The organism is Brevundimonas sp. C43, from assembly GCF_030732185.1.
GTDB classification, from domain to species: Bacteria; Pseudomonadota; Alphaproteobacteria; order Caulobacterales; family Caulobacteraceae; genus Brevundimonas; species Brevundimonas diminuta_C.
In genome coordinates, this window is sequence record NZ_CP132231.1 from 2,771,730 (window position 1) to 2,785,145 (window position 13,416).

The 13,416-nt window shown below is 67.2% G+C and carries 10 protein-coding genes and 1 tRNA gene; 6 read left to right on the forward strand and 5 right to left on the reverse strand.

Features of this window, described 5'->3' with window-relative positions; genetic code table 11:
* Positions 1–30 precede the first annotated feature (30 nt).
* Together Q9R14_RS13935 and Q9R14_RS13940 are read right to left on the reverse strand one after the other, a co-directional pair.
* Positions 31–1,368, reverse strand: coding sequence for an acetyl-CoA hydrolase/transferase family protein (locus Q9R14_RS13935; protein WP_306002786.1), 1,338 nt, complete (start codon positions 1,366–1,368; stop codon positions 31–33).
* Positions 1,369–1,405: 37 nt separating this feature from the next.
* The gene (locus tag Q9R14_RS13940) at positions 1,406–2,155 is read right to left on the reverse strand and encodes a phosphatase PAP2 family protein (protein WP_306002787.1); all 750 of its coding nucleotides are present in this window, start codon (positions 2,153–2,155) and stop codon (positions 1,406–1,408) included.
* A gap of 306 nt (positions 2,156–2,461) precedes the next feature.
* Here Q9R14_RS13940 and Q9R14_RS13945 point away from each other — a divergent pair, with 306 nt between their 5' ends.
* A complete protein-coding gene (locus tag Q9R14_RS13945; RefSeq protein WP_371929792.1) occupies positions 2,462–4,345 on the forward strand; it encodes a ribonucleoside-diphosphate reductase subunit alpha in 1,884 nt (627 codons plus the stop codon).
* A gap of 171 nt (positions 4,346–4,516) precedes the next feature.
* On the forward strand, positions 4,517–5,368 hold the full coding sequence (locus Q9R14_RS13950) for a lipid A deacylase LpxR family protein (RefSeq protein ID WP_265150785.1): 852 nt from the start codon (positions 4,517–4,519) through the stop codon (positions 5,366–5,368).
* Between the two features lie 4 nt (positions 5,369–5,372).
* Here Q9R14_RS13950 and Q9R14_RS13955 read toward each other — a convergent pair whose 3' ends face one another.
* Positions 5,373–7,118: a gamma-glutamyltransferase family protein gene (locus tag Q9R14_RS13955; RefSeq protein ID WP_306002789.1), complete on the reverse strand. Its 1,746-nt coding sequence runs from the start codon at positions 7,116–7,118 to the stop codon at positions 5,373–5,375.
* Between the two features lie 144 nt (positions 7,119–7,262).
* Here Q9R14_RS13955 and Q9R14_RS13960 point away from each other — a divergent pair.
* Positions 7,263–7,339 (forward strand) — tRNA-Arg (locus Q9R14_RS13960).
* An 84-nt stretch (positions 7,340–7,423) separates the two neighbouring features.
* On the opposite strand, the gene Q9R14_RS13965 is transcribed toward Q9R14_RS13960, so the two are convergent.
* Positions 7,424–8,140 carry a site-specific integrase gene (locus tag Q9R14_RS13965; RefSeq protein WP_265150788.1) on the reverse strand — a complete coding sequence of 239 codons (717 nt, stop codon included), beginning with the start codon at positions 8,138–8,140 and terminating at the stop codon, positions 7,424–7,426.
* Positions 8,141–8,319: 179 nt separating this feature from the next.
* Between Q9R14_RS13965 and Q9R14_RS13970 the strand changes: the two genes are divergently transcribed.
* From Q9R14_RS13970 to Q9R14_RS13980, 3 genes are all read left to right on the forward strand, one after another.
* A protein-coding gene (locus tag Q9R14_RS13970) for an IS3 family transposase (protein WP_306002790.1) occupies positions 8,320–9,509 on the forward strand; the annotation gives its coding sequence in 2 pieces (ribosomal slippage) (positions 8,320–8,578 and positions 8,578–9,509; 1,191 coding nt in all).
* A gap of 319 nt (positions 9,510–9,828) precedes the next feature.
* Positions 9,829–10,254, forward strand: a complete 426-nt coding sequence (locus tag Q9R14_RS13975; RefSeq protein WP_306002791.1) for a pilus assembly protein — start codon at positions 9,829–9,831, stop codon at positions 10,252–10,254.
* The gene (locus Q9R14_RS13980; RefSeq protein ID WP_306002792.1) at positions 10,254–11,930 is read left to right on the forward strand and encodes a TadG family pilus assembly protein; all 1,677 of its coding nucleotides are present in this window, start codon (positions 10,254–10,256) and stop codon (positions 11,928–11,930) included. Before Q9R14_RS13975 ends, Q9R14_RS13980 begins: the two co-directional genes overlap by 1 nt.
* A gap of 3 nt (positions 11,931–11,933) precedes the next feature.
* On the opposite strand, the gene Q9R14_RS13985 is transcribed toward Q9R14_RS13980, so the two are convergent.
* Positions 11,934–13,289: a M23 family metallopeptidase gene (locus Q9R14_RS13985; protein WP_306002793.1), complete on the reverse strand. Its 1,356-nt coding sequence runs from the start codon at positions 13,287–13,289 to the stop codon at positions 11,934–11,936.
* Between the last annotated feature and the right edge of the window lie 127 nt (positions 13,290–13,416).

The following is a 13,416-nucleotide window of genomic DNA, read 5'->3' on the forward strand; positions in this document are numbered from 1 at the left end:
CCGACGGACGGCCCAAGATCAAGCGCGGCGTCAGATCAGACCCTGCTCGCGCGCCGCCGTCGTCAGGCTGTCGCGAAACTCGGGCGCGGCCAGGGCGATCAGGGCGCGTGCGCGCTCGCTGGACGACTTGCCCTTCAGATTGGTCCAGCCGTGTTCGGTGGCGACAATGTGGGTGTCGTTGCGCGGGGTGGTGACCGGCCCGTCCAGACGCGCGACGATGCGAGAGGCCGTTCCCTTCGCCGCCGTGGAATGACAGGCGATGATCGACTTGCCGCCCTCCGATCCATAGGCGCCGCGCACGAAATCCAGCTGGCCCCCGGCGGCCGTGAACTGGCGCCCGTTCAGAAACTCCGAGCAGCAGGCGCCGGTCAGGTCGACCTGAAGCGTGGCGTTGACCGAGATCATCTTCGCATTGCGCGCGATCACGGCGGGGTCGTTCACATAGGAGACCGGATGGGCCTCCATGCCGCGATTGCCGTCCAGAAACTCATAGGTGTTGAGGTCGCCCATCGAGAAGGCGAAGACGCCCACGCCCCGATGCAGGGTCTTGCGGGCGTGGTTGGCCACGCCGGCCTGCATCAGCTCGACCAGGCCGGGCGTCAGCATCTCGGTGTGAACGCCCAGATCGCGGTGATCGATCAGGGCGTCGCAGACGGCGTTGGGCAGGGCGCCGATCCCCATCTGAAGCGTCGCCCCGTCCTCGACCAGGCCGGCGATGATGCGGCCGATGGCCAGGTCCGCCGGCTGGGGCTCGGCGCGCGGCACGACCAGCAGGGGCGCGGCATGTTCGACGATGCCGGCGACCTGGGACACATGGACGGTGCAGTCGCCGAACACACGCGGCATGTGCGGATTGACCTCGACGATCACGGTCTTCGCCGTCTGCGACACCGGCTTGGCGTAATCGGTGTTGGTCCCGAACGAGAAGAAGCCGTCCGCATCCATGGGCGAGACGGTGCAGATCAGGGCATCCACCTTGACCTCGTCGCACAACAGGCGGGGCGACTGTTGAAAGCCCGTGGGGATGAACTGCACGGGGTTGGGGCGACCTTCCTCATACGCGCGCTGTTCCAGCCGGCGTTCGATGGCGCTGTGGAACAGGCTCCAGGGGCGGATCCGGTCCATCAGTTCATAGCGCAGCACCGTCTCCCCGGCGATGGCGGTCGAGAGCAGATAGTAGAGGTTCACATCCTCCACCTCGCCACGCGCGGCCCGTTCGGCCAGGGCCCTGAGCAGGGCGGGCGGCTGGGACACGCCGAGCCCCATGGCCACCTTGGCGCCCGAGACGATCAGGGCAGCGGCCTGGTCAGGAGTCTTTAGGCGTTCGGCGTAGAGGGCGGCGTGATCCATGGCGTGCGTCTCCGTCATGTCGCCAGACTAGCCTGCCGGGAGGCGGTCGGCGGGCCTAGACTTTGGTCGGGTTGGGCGCGGCTTCGATAGGGGAGGCTTCGTCCTGCAGTGCCGCGCGATGGCGCTTCTGCCAGCGCGCTACCCCATAGGCGACCAGCCACAGGGCCATGGCCCAGGCCGCGCCGACCGCCCAGCCGGCGAAGACGTCGGTGGCCCAATGGGCGCCCAGATAGATGCGTGTCAGCCCGACCAGCAGGGCCAGCAGAATGCCGACGCCGAGGACGAAGACCTTGAATCGCTCGCGCGGGAAGGCGCGGGTCAGCATGACGGCGACGCTGAGATAGAAGACAGTGGATAGCAGGGCGTGGCCGGAGGGGAAGCTGGCGTTGATCGTTTCCACCGCCTGCATGGCCGCGGGCGGACGGGCGCGTTCGAACACCGCCTTCAGGCCTTCCGAGAGCACGACGCCGCCGGCCAGGCCGATGACCAGCAGCAGGGACGACAACCATTTCCGTTGGCTCAGCAGGAAGACGATCACGATCAGGGCGAACAGCCCCAGCACCGAGATGCCGCCCAGCGAGGTGATGTCCGCCGCCGCCTCCTTCAGCCACCACGGCCCCCACGGTCGGCCAGGATCGTCGGCATAGGGCCGCATCAGCGCCAGGACATGAAGATCGAAGGCCTGGTCCTCGCCCTCGGTCATCTCATCGGCGAGACCGGCGAAGGTCAGAACACCGCCGGCAACGACCAGCAGGGCCAGAAGCGCGGCGATCTCCGTGCGGGCGACCGTCAGAGCGCGTATCAAAAAGGCACGTACGTCAGAAAGCGTCATGGGCGAGCCAACGGCCAAGCTGAACAGTCGTTCCGATCACGCGTTCGTGATCATGCAGTCGTGGGCGCGTAAAACGGACGTGCTGGCTTGCGTGCTGGCTTTTCCCCAGGCGGCTGGGACTTGTCCGACCGATTCGCCCACAATGGTCGGCGTCAACCCGTTGACGGGTCATTAGGCATATGCGCCCTATATGTGGGCTCGGGGAGCGCGGAGGCCACAAGATGATGTGGTCGCGGCGCGGGCGGCTCAAACGATTTTTTGTTCAGGACGCAGATGACCATGGCTGGCGGCGAGGCATTGAAGACGACGGAATTCCAAGGCGTTGCGGCGACGCCGACGCCGGAGCGCCCCCACCTGACCGTGGTCAAATCGGTCCAGGTCGACCGCTCGCGCGACGATCTGCTGACCGACTTCGGCAAGAAGACGCTGGAAGATCGCTACCTGCTGCCGGGCGAAAGCTATCAGGACATGTTCGCGCGGGTCTCGACCGCCTTCTCGGACGACGCCGAACACGCCCAGCGCCTGTATGACTATATGAGCCGCCTGTGGTTCATGCCGGCGACCCCGGTCCTGTCGAACGGCGGCGCGGATCGCGGCCTGCCCATCTCCTGCTTCCTGAACGCGGTGGGCGACAGCCTGGACGGCATCCAGAACGTCTGGAACGAGAACGTGGCCCTGGCCTCCAACGGCGGCGGCATCGGCACCTATTGGGGCGGCGTCCGCTCCATCGGCGAAAAGGTGAAGGGCGCGGGCAAAACGTCGGGCATCATCCCCTTCATCCGCGTGATGGACAGCCTGACGCTGGCGATCAGCCAGGGTTCGCTGCGCCGCGGCTCGGCCGCCGTCTATCTGGACATCCACCACCCGGAAATCGAAGAGTTCCTGGAAATCCGCAAACCGTCGGGGGACTTCAATCGCAAGTCCCTGAACCTGCACCACGGCATCAACGTCACCGACGCGTTCATGGAGGCGGTCAAGATCGGCGGCACCTTCGATCTGAAGTCGCCCAAGGACGGCGCGGTCATGAAGACCGTCGACGCCCGTTCGCTGTGGACCAAGCTGCTCGACATCCGCATGCAGACCGGCGAGCCCTATCTGATCTTCTCGGATACGGTGAACCGCCAGATGGCGCCACACCAGCGCGACCTGGGCCTGAAGGTCAAACAGTCGAACCTGTGCGCCGAGATAATGCTGCACACCGGCCGCGACCACCTGGGCGTGGATCGAACCGCCGTCTGCTGCCTGTCGTCGGTCAACGCCGAGACGTTCCTGGAATGGCGCGAGGAGCCGCGCTTCGTCGAGGACCTGATGCGGTTCCTGGACAATGTGCTGGAAGACTTCATCCGCCGCGCCCCGCCCGCCATGGCCGCCGCCGTCTATTCGGCCAAGCGCGAGCGTTCGGTGGGTCTGGGCCTGATGGGCTTCCACTCCTTCCTGCAGGGGCAGGGCGTCGCCTTCGAAAGCGCCATGGCCAAGTCGTGGAACATGCGCCTGTTCAAGCACCTGCGTCGCGAGGCCGACAAGGCCAGCCGCCTGCTGGCCGAGGAAAAGGGCCCGTGCCTGGACGCCGAGGAGCGCGGCGTGATGGAGCGGTTCAGCCACAAGCTGGCCATCGCCCCCACCGCCTCGATCTCGATCATCTGCGGCGGCACGTCGGCCGGCATCGAGCCGATCCCGGCCAACATCTACACGCACAAGACCCTGTCGGGCTCGTTCGCGGTGAAGAACCCCTATCTGGAGCGCCTGCTGGACGAGAAGGGCATCAACACCGAGGCGGTGTGGAGCTCCATCCTGGAGAACGAGGGTTCGGTCCAGCACCTCGACGCCTTGAACGAGGACGAAAAGGGCGTGTTCAAGACCGCCTTCGAACTGGACCAGCGCTGGGTGATCGAACTGGCCGCCGACCGCGCGCCGGAAATCTGCCAGGCCCAGTCGCTGAACCTGTTCATCCCCGGCGACGTGAACAAGTGGGACCTGCATATGCTGCACTGGTCCGCCTGGGAGCGCGGCGTGAAGTCGCTGTATTATCTACGCTCGAAGTCGGTGCAGCGCGCCGCCTTCGCGGGCTCCGAGGACAAGGCCGAGGCCGAGATCGATCCGAACCAGCCCGATCTCTTCTCCATGCCCAAGACCGACTACGACGAGTGCCTGGCCTGCCAATAGGGCCATCCGCACCGAACGATCCGAAGGGCTCCGCGACAGCGGGGCCCTTTTTCGTTCGGGAACCCCGGCTGGTCGTCCTCGTTCAAAAGCGACGAAACCATGACCAAAAGCCGTTGGACTCTTGCGCCTGAGGGTTGCAGTGTATGTCCAGCGGATCGGTGGGGAGACCGGATGCGATTGAAGGCCTGTATTCTCGGCTTTGGGGGCGTGTTGGCGATGGCCGGCGCGAGCGCCGCCTGCGCACAGACCTGGGCCCCCAACGCCTTCGACGCCTCGCCCGATGTCGAGGCGCGCCTGACCGAACAGACCAGTTTCCGCGTTGCGCCGGACGCCCGGTTCGGCGCCCAGATCGAAATCCCGACGGCCTTCCGTCCTGACGACCGGTCCGGCCTGTCCGCCAGCACGCGCAACGACGTCTGGATCGATCGCACCGACTTCACCGACCGGGTGACGCTGGAGACGGCCGGCCGTCTGCGCCGCGCCGACGGCTCGCCCCTGCCAGTCACGCCCGTCGATCGGGCCGAACTGGACCCCGACGCCTATGACCTGCGCTATGTGCGCGGTTTCCGTGGCGCGCGCGGCCATACCGCCTCGGGCCTGGAAGTCAGCCTGACGCCCCACGCCGGTCTGGGCGTCGGCAGCGAAGGCCGTTCGGCCGAAGCCGGGGTCACCCTCAAGATCGGCGAGGGGCTGGATCGTCTGGCCCCCAACGGCCGCGAACGGTTCGGCGAGCGGCCGCGCTGGTATCTTTACGCCGCCGGATCGGGCCGGGCCGTCGGCTATAACTTCGCCCGCACTCGCGACGGCGACTACGCCCGCTCGGGCTACACCCAGGACAAGGGCAGTTTCCTGGGCGACGCCTCAATCGGCGTGGCCTATCGCAAGGGCGACATGCAGACCTCATTCGGCGTCGTCTATCGCGAGATCGACGCCGGCAAGGGTCTGCGCGGCATGAACGGCCTAGACACCGACGTCAGCGAAGGCCTGCTGGCCTTCCAGCTGTCGATCCGTCCCGGCCGCTGAGCCTTTAGCGAACCTCCGAGACCGCCACGCCCTCGCGACGCGGATCGGCCCCGCCGTCCCAGCGCCCGTCGCGCCAGATCGCGCCATGCAGCCCCGAGGTTTCGGTGGCGTTCGGCCTTAACGCCATGCCCGCCGCCGCCAGGGCGTCGCGGATATCGGGCGCGATCAGGTCGGTGTCGGCCCCGACCATCTCGCCCCGCACCACCAGATTGGGCAGGGCGATCGCCTGCTGCATCGACAGGCCCCAGTCCATCGTCCCGACCAGGGCCTTGGCCACATAGGCCAGGATGCTGGACCCGCCCGGCGAGCCGATGGCGCCGACCAGCCGTCCCTGACGATCCAGAATCAGCACCGGCGTCATCGACGAGCGCGGCCGCTTGCCCGCCGCCACCGCATTGGCGGCCGGATGCCCGTCCTCCTGCGGCGTGAAGGAGAAATCCGTCAGCTGATTATTCAGGAAGAAGCCGTCGACCATCCGGCCATTGCCGAAGATGCTCTCGACCGTCGTGGTCATGCTGACCGCATTGCCCCAGGCGTCCACGACGACCATGTGCGAGGTGCCGCCTGGCTCGGCCGTCTGGTCGGCCCCGCGCGGCGGCGATCCCGTCGGGGCGCCGGCCTCGACCGGCCCGTTCACCTGCGGGGCCAGGGCCGCGCGCGCCGCGACATAGTCCGGATCCAGCAGACCGGCGATCGGCACGCCGACGAAGTCGTTGTCGCCGATGTATCGGTCCCGGTCAGCATACATCAGCCGCTGCAACCGCCCGAACGCGACCCAGGCCTCAGGGCTCCTGGCACCCTTGTCCAGATCGGGCGTTTCCTCGGCCATGGCCAGGAACTGCAGCAACGCCGCGCCGCTGGACGGCGGCGGCGGCACGCAGATCACGTAGACCTGATACGGCCGGCAAAGGGCGTCGCGGCGCAAGGGGCGATAGCCGGCGATATCCGCCTCGGTCAGACCGCCGGGACGCGGTTCTTCGCGAACCGCCGCTGCGATGTCTCGCCCGATCGGTCCGCCATAGACGACGCCCGGCCCCTGCTGCGCCAACCGCGCGACCGTGTCGGCGTAGGCGGGATTTTTCAACGTATCGCCCGCCTGATACCGCGTCCCGTCCGGCCTGGTGAAATAGGCGCTGGCCCAGCGGGTCCGCGCCTGCGGACTGCGCCCATTGATCATGCCGGCCAGACGCGGGCTGACCGTGAACCCGTCGCGCGCCAGCCGTTCGGCGTCCCCGAACAGATCGCGCCAGGCCAGCTTGCCGTGATCCTTCTGCGCCATCGCCAGCATGGCCACCGCCCCCGGCGCCCCGGTCGAGCGGCCCGACAACACCGCGTCGATGAAGGGCAGGGGCTTGCCGTCCTCATAAAACAGTTCGGGCGTCGCCGACGCCGGCGCCGTCTCGCGCCCGTCATAGGCCGTGACGGTCCCGGTCTCGGCGTCATAGCTCATCAGGAAGGCCCCGCCCCCCAGGCCCGACGACTGCGGCTCCACCAGACCCAGCACCGCCTGGATCGCCACCGCCGCATCCACGGCCGATCCGCCGCGCCGCAACACGGTCATCCCCGCCTCGGCCGCCAGCGGATTCGCCGCCGCCACAAACGGCCCCCGAGCGGGCGATGCGGCCGGCGACGGGGCCTGCGGCGACGCTGTCGCCGGCGAGCGTGCGCCTTGGCTGGCTGTCGCGGTCTGGCATCCCGCCATCAGGACGGGAACCAGCACAGCGGCGATCTGGCGACGGAAGGAACGCATGGAAGATCCGAAAGTAGGGGAGCGTCAGACAGGCCTAAGCCGTCGCAGCCGCCACGCCAACCGCTTCAGACGCAGAAACTGCATTCCCCCGCTTGCGTCCGCCCGATCCACCGGCTAAAGACCCGCCCTCGCCGCAAGGCAGCCGCACCCGTAGCTCAGCTGGATAGAGCATCAGACTACGAATCTGAGGGTCGGGCGTTCGAATCGCTCCGGGTGCGCCATCTTTTTCAACGACTTGGTGGGCGAGGCGCGTGTTTTGATCCGCGCTGTTACAGTCGTTTTACACCCTTCGTTACAGTCTGCGTTCACGTCCCGTTCGAAGACCGTTTTCTCTCTGCCTTGAGCGCTACGACATTATCGACTCGGTCCTGCCCGCTGTCCGCCATGCGGCGACGCTGCGCCTGCCGGCGGTAAATCCGCGCCGCTCGTTCGGTGGTGTGTTCAAGCTGCGCCATGATTTCGGCATCAGATGCACCTGCGTACGCGAGTTCAAGCCCACGGGCATGGCGCAGGCCATGAGGTGTAAGATTGGGACGGGCGCGCTTAGTCTTAGCCAGCGCAATGGCCAGGCGGGTGACAGCCTGATTAAGAGCGCGCACCTTCCAGGGGTGGCCGCGTTGGTTGTATGCGATGGTAAGAGCTTTGGTGGGCGTGCTCTCCAAAAAGGCAGAGAGGCGGCTGTCTTCACGTTTGTCGCACAAAACCTTACGCTTCTCGGTCGTCCAGTAGAGCCGGCGCTGGGGCAAACCGTCATCATCTTGCGCGATGATCCGAGCGCTCAGCGGGATGTTGCAGATTGTACCCCGACGGAAGCCGCCCCAGCGCCCTAGAGCCACGGCACGGGCCAAGCCCGGCATGTTGCGCCCAAGAGCTAGCGCGATGAACGCGTCCACTACCTCGTCTGTCCAGGCAAGGTTCACCTCATCAGCGTCATGAGGCGGAGCCAGCTTTTTCAGCCCCAAAAAAGGGTTGGTCTTTATGCGGTCGTCATCAATGGCCGGCTTCAGGGCGTTTTTGAGCATCTGAACGCGGTCATTCGTGGCTTTATGGCCACGCGGCGCCCAAAGATCACGCAGGTCTCTGACCCAACCTTTATCAACTTCAGCGAGGCGAACGTCGCCGACATCGACCTCGATCTTGACGTGACCCCCTGAAACTCCTCCAGGAATAGCTAGAGTCCGCCCAACGAAGGACGGACAGAATGAAGCGATCAAGGTTCACGGAAGAGCAAATCATCGGGATCTTGCGGGAGCAGGAGGCCGGTGTGGCGACGGCAGAGGTGTGCCGGCGACACGGTGTCAGCTCGGCGACCTTCTACAAGTGGAAGGCCAAGTTCGGAGGCATGGACGTGTCGGAGGCCCGGCGGCTGAAGGCGCTGGAGGACGAGAACACCAAGCTGAAGCGGATGCTGGCGGACGCGATGCTGGACAACGTCGCGCTGAAGGATCTGCTGGGAAAAAAGTGGTGACGCCCGCCGGCTATCGCGAGGCGGCTAGCCATCTGCAGGCCGCCTACGAGATGAGCGAACGGCGGGCGTGCCGTGTGCTGGGCGTCGATCGGACGAGCGTGCGCTATCAGGCGACGCGCCCGGACGACGGCGCGCTGCGCGACCGGCTGAAGGCTCTGGCCCAGGAGCGTCGCCGGTTCGGCTATCGCCGCCTGCACGTGCTGCTGCGGCGCGAAGGCCATGCGGTCAACAGGAAGCGGATCCAGCGGATCTATCGCGAGGAGCGACTGACGGTCCGTCGACGCGGCGGTCGGAAGCGCGCCATCGGCACCCAAAGACCGCTGGAGTTGCCACTGGTGGCGAACCAGCGCTGGTCGCTGGACTTCGTGGCCGACCAGATGACTGACGGGCGGCGCTTCCGCATCCTGACGGTGATCGACAACTGCACGCGTGAATGCCTGGCGCTGGTGGCCGACACCTCGCTGTCGGGCGCGCGGGTCGTGCGGGAGTTGGACGCCGTCATCCGGCAGCGGGGCCGGCCCGACACCATCGTCAGCGACAACGGGACGGAATACACCTCGAACGCGGTCCTGGCCTGGGCCGACAGCACCGGCGTCGGCTGGCATTACATCGCGCCCGGCAAGCCCCAGCAGAACGGCTTCAACGAGAGCTTCAACGGACGCCTGCGCGACGAGCTGCTGAACGAGACGCTGTTCCGATCCCTGCCGCACGCCCGCGCAGTGCTCGAAGCTTGGCGGCGCGATTACAACGAACGGCGTCCGCACTCGAAGCTCGGGTGGCTGACGCCGCAGGCCTATGCAGAAGCGCTCACCGGACAGATCGGCCGGTCCGCTGCGCTGGTTGGGGGCTGCGCTGACCGGCCTCTTGCCAACCCCGACAACCCCAGCTCAGATCACCAAAGGACTCTCGTTATGGCTGGATGAGAAATGGGGGTCACGTCACGTAGAAGCGTAACCTTCTCGGACCAGCAAACCGACCTAAGGTCCTGAAATCAAATGTGACGGACAGATCGAGTTGGGACGGCCCAGCCCTGTCAGACATCCGAATCTTGCCGTCATATCCTATTCGATATCGGGCAAACGACTGTGCGGCCGCCAGCCACTTGGTGTTGAAGAAGCACGGGCTAGGTCTGACTAAGATCGTTACAACAGGCATGAAGGCGATCATGCAGCCCCTTTAGCGGCCACACGAACGCTTAACCGCGCCTGATATACAACCCAAGCGAGCAATCGTGAGGTTGGCATGCGGACGTTTGGACCCATTCCTGCTGGAAGGCGACGCGGGCGCGAGGGCGTGGCGGCGGTGGAGTTTGCGCTGGTGGGGCCGATCCTGGTCCTGCTGCTGATCGGCATCGTCGTCTATGGCGGCTGGTTCCTGATGGCCCAGTCGGTTCAGGCCCTGGCGTCGGAGGGGGCCAGGGCGGCGATCGGGGGGCTGGACGCGGCAGAGCGTGACGGCCTGGCGCGGCGCGAGGTCAGCGAGGCGGTGCGGGGCGTGGCGCTGAACCCCGATAACACGACCATCGAGGTGAGGGAGGACGCCGGCCGCCTGCGGGTCGTCGTCGTCTATGACGCGAGCGACAGTCTGATCATGGCGCTGGGCGGGATGCTGCCGCGTCCGCCGTCTGTCATTCGGCGTTCGGCGGTCATCCATGTGGGGGACTATTGATGAGCGTCCGGGCGCCTTGTCTGCTGCCCCGGTTCGGCGCCGATCGGCGCGGCGCGGTGGCGGTGATCGCGGCGGTCGCGGGCGGCCTGTTGTGTCTATTCACGGCAGCGGTGATCGATCTGGGCGTTCTGGTGCTGCACACGCGCCGGGTTCAGGGGGCGGCGGATCTCGCAGCGCTGTCGGCGGTGCGAAACCTGGCCCAGGGCGAGGGCGCAGTTTCGCGCGCGGCCCAGGCGACGGTCGAGGCCAATGTCGCGCCCGACGTCTCGGTCACGGTGGCGACAGGGCTGGGCGTCTACACGCCCGATCCGGCCAAGGCGCGCAATGACCGGTTCGTGACGGGCGGGGTGAAGCCGAACGCCGCGCGGGTCGAGGTCACCAGTCGCGCGCCGATGTTCTTTACGCCGTTGTTGCTGGGCCGCGATCAGGTGCGGGTCACTCGCCGGGCCACGGCGACGACGGGCGGGGCGACGCCCAAGGCCATGATCTCGATCGGGTCGCGCCTGGCGCGGCTGGACGGCGGCGTGGCCAATCAGGTGCTCGGCGGCCTGACCGGGTCCAAGCTGTCGCTCAGCGTCCTGGACTATCGTCGTCTGATCGATCTGGACGTTAATCTGCTGGGGTTCACCGACGCCCTGGCGACCGATCTGGGCGTCCAGGTCGGCGACTACGACCGGCTTCTGGCGACCCAGGTCGACGCCGGCCGTGCGTTGAGGGTGCTGGAGCGGGTGGCGGGCGGCCAGGACGGCGGGGCGCTGGGCAAGCTGGCCTCAGCCTCGGTTGGCACGAAGGTCCGGCTGGGCGATCTGATTGGGGTGGAGGCGCGCGCGCCGGACGGGATCCGCGAAGGGCTGGACGCCTCGGTGTCGGCCATGGATCTGATCATGGCCATGCTGGAGGTCGGGGGCGGGGATCGACAGATCGCGCTGAACCTGGGCGTGCCGGCAGGGCTGGCCGATCTGAAGACCAGCCTGGCGATCGGCGAACGCCCCAATCGCTCCCCGTGGCTGACGGTGACGGCCGACGGCCAGCCGATCATCCGCACGGCCCAGGCCCGGCTCTATGTGCGGGCCAGGACGGCGCAATCCCTGTCGGGTTTGGCGCGGGTCGAACTGCCGATCCTGATCGAACTGGCGGCGTCCGAGGCGCGGCTGAAGTCGCTGTCCTGCGATCCGGCGCGCGCGGTTGAGGTCGATGTGCGGCCGGGCCTGGCGCGCGCATCGATCGGTGTGGTGGAGGAGGCCAGGCTGGGCGACTTCAAGACCCCGCTGACGCCCCAGCGCGCGACCCTGTTGTCGGTCCTGGGCCTGGTCAGCATTACCGGCAAGGCGGATGTCGAGGCGGCGGACGCCGGTTTCAGATCGCTGAGGTTCGACGCGGGCGACATCGACAATCAGCGCACAAAGACCATCGCGTCGCGCGGCTTCGCCAGCGGTGCGGTGGCCAGCCTGCTGGCGCGGCTGGACGTGGATGTGAACGTGATCGGCCTGGGCCTGGGACTCGGCGATCTGACCAAGGCCCTGGGGCGGCTGCTGGAGCCGCTGGGGCCGGTGCTGGACGGCGCGCTCAATCCCGTGCTGGACCTGTTGGGGCTGAAGCTGGGCGAAGCCGATGTGACCGTCCACGGCTTGTCCTGCCCGACGCCGGGGCGCGCCACCCCGCGTCTGGTCGGCTGACTCTTAGCCGCGGGCGGGCCGCAGGCCTTCAGCCGAGGCCTGCTGCATGGCCGGACGCTTTTGACCGCCCGAGGCGATGATGCGGTCGATGCGGGCCTTTTCGGCGCGGAAGGCGGTCAGGTCGGCGCCGGCGAGTTCGGTGCCTTCCTGGGTGCGCACGCCGGCGGGATTGATCCGCTGGCCGCCGCGCCACAGCTCATAGTGCAGGTGCGGACCGGTCGAGGCGCCGGTCGAACCGACATAGGCGACGATCTGACCCTGGCTGACCCGCTGGCCGGCGCGGATGCCCGAGCCGTAGCGCGACAGGTGACCGTAGCCGCTTTCCAGGCCGTTGTTGTGGCGGATGCGCAGCCAGTTGCCGTAACCGCCCCAGCGGCGGGCCTCGACCACCACGCCGTCGGCGGGGGCCACGACCGGCGTACCGGTTCCGGCGGCGAAGTCGATGCCCTGGTGCATCTTCTTGTAGCCCGAGATCGGGTGGGTGCGGAAACCGAAGTTGGACGACACGCGGCGGAAGGTCTGCAGCGGCGTGCGCATCATGGCCGAGCGCAGGTTCTTGCCGTTCGAGTCGAAGAACTGAGCGTCCTTCGCACCGGCGGGTTTGAAGCGATAGAAGGTCACGCCGCGCAGTTCGGCATACATCAGGTCGCCCACGTCCACCGTGCGGCCGGCCTCGGTCACTTCACGGTCGAAGACCATGGTGAACTCGTCGGAAGCGCGAATGTCGCGCTGCATGTCGAACTTGGTGGCGAACAGGCGGCTGGCGGAACGGACGATGGAGGCGGTGGCGCCCAGTTCACGCGCGCTGGCGGACAGGCTGCGCTCGACATCGCCCTTCAGGACGACGGTCTCATGGGTGACTTTTTCTTCCAGCGAACGCAGGCGCAGGGCCCCGTCGAAGCTGCGCGATACGGTCAGTTGCGACGCCGGGCCGGTGCGCATGGTCAGGCCGATCAGGCGGACGTCGCCCCGGCCGTTGCGCGGTTTGGCGATGGCGGTTTCGAACTTCAGTCCGGCGCGTAGATCGGCCAGGTCGAAGGCGTTGGCGACGGTGGCGGCGACGGCGCTGGCTTCTTCGGGCGCGACGCCGGTACGGCGCACGGCCTGCTCAAAGGTTTCGCCACGGCGGATCTGGACGTTGACGGCCTCGGGCGCGGTCAGGCCGGCGGGCGCGTTGGCGGCGGCGAAGGCCTTGGCTTCCATGGCCGCCATCTGGGCCGAGGTCAGGGCGGGAACTTCTTCGGCCTGAGCGGGTTGATAGGCTCGACCAGCGAGCATCGCCACCGAGATTGCAGCGGCCGCCGTGAGCATGTGCGGCGCGAGCCGCGTCGGCTGGCGGCGTGGGTCGAACTGAGCCATCGGTCCCCGTCGTATTGCGACGCCTTCGGCGCCAAAGCTTTACTCGTTCTCGAAGATCGCGCCGTATCGCCCGTGGCGCGAAGGCGGTCCTATACCGCGCTTGTTTCATTTTGGAAAGCAGACCGTT

Excerpts from the sequence above, each read along its gene's own strand:
- Q9R14_RS13955 (WP_306002789.1), bottom strand. The coding sequence starts at position 7,118 with ATGCGTTCCTTCCGTCGCCAGATCGCCGCTGTGCTGGTTCCCGTCCTG.
- Q9R14_RS13965 (WP_265150788.1), bottom strand. The coding sequence starts at position 8,140 with ATGCTCAAAAACGCCCTGAAGCCGGCCATTGATGACGACCGCATAAAG.
- Q9R14_RS13985 (WP_306002793.1), bottom strand. The coding sequence starts at position 13,289 with ATGGCTCAGTTCGACCCACGCCGCCAGCCGACGCGGCTCGCGCCGCAC.
- Q9R14_RS13935 (WP_306002786.1), bottom strand. The coding sequence starts at position 1,368 with ATGACGGAGACGCACGCCATGGATCACGCCGCCCTCTACGCCGAACGC.
- Q9R14_RS13980 (WP_306002792.1), top strand. The coding sequence starts at position 10,254 with ATGAGCGTCCGGGCGCCTTGTCTGCTGCCCCGGTTCGGCGCCGATCGG.
- Q9R14_RS13945 (WP_371929792.1), top strand. The coding sequence starts at position 2,462 with ATGGCTGGCGGCGAGGCATTGAAGACGACGGAATTCCAAGGCGTTGCG.
- Q9R14_RS13950 (WP_265150785.1), top strand. The coding sequence starts at position 4,517 with ATGCGATTGAAGGCCTGTATTCTCGGCTTTGGGGGCGTGTTGGCGATG.
- Q9R14_RS13975 (WP_306002791.1), top strand. The coding sequence starts at position 9,829 with ATGCGGACGTTTGGACCCATTCCTGCTGGAAGGCGACGCGGGCGCGAG.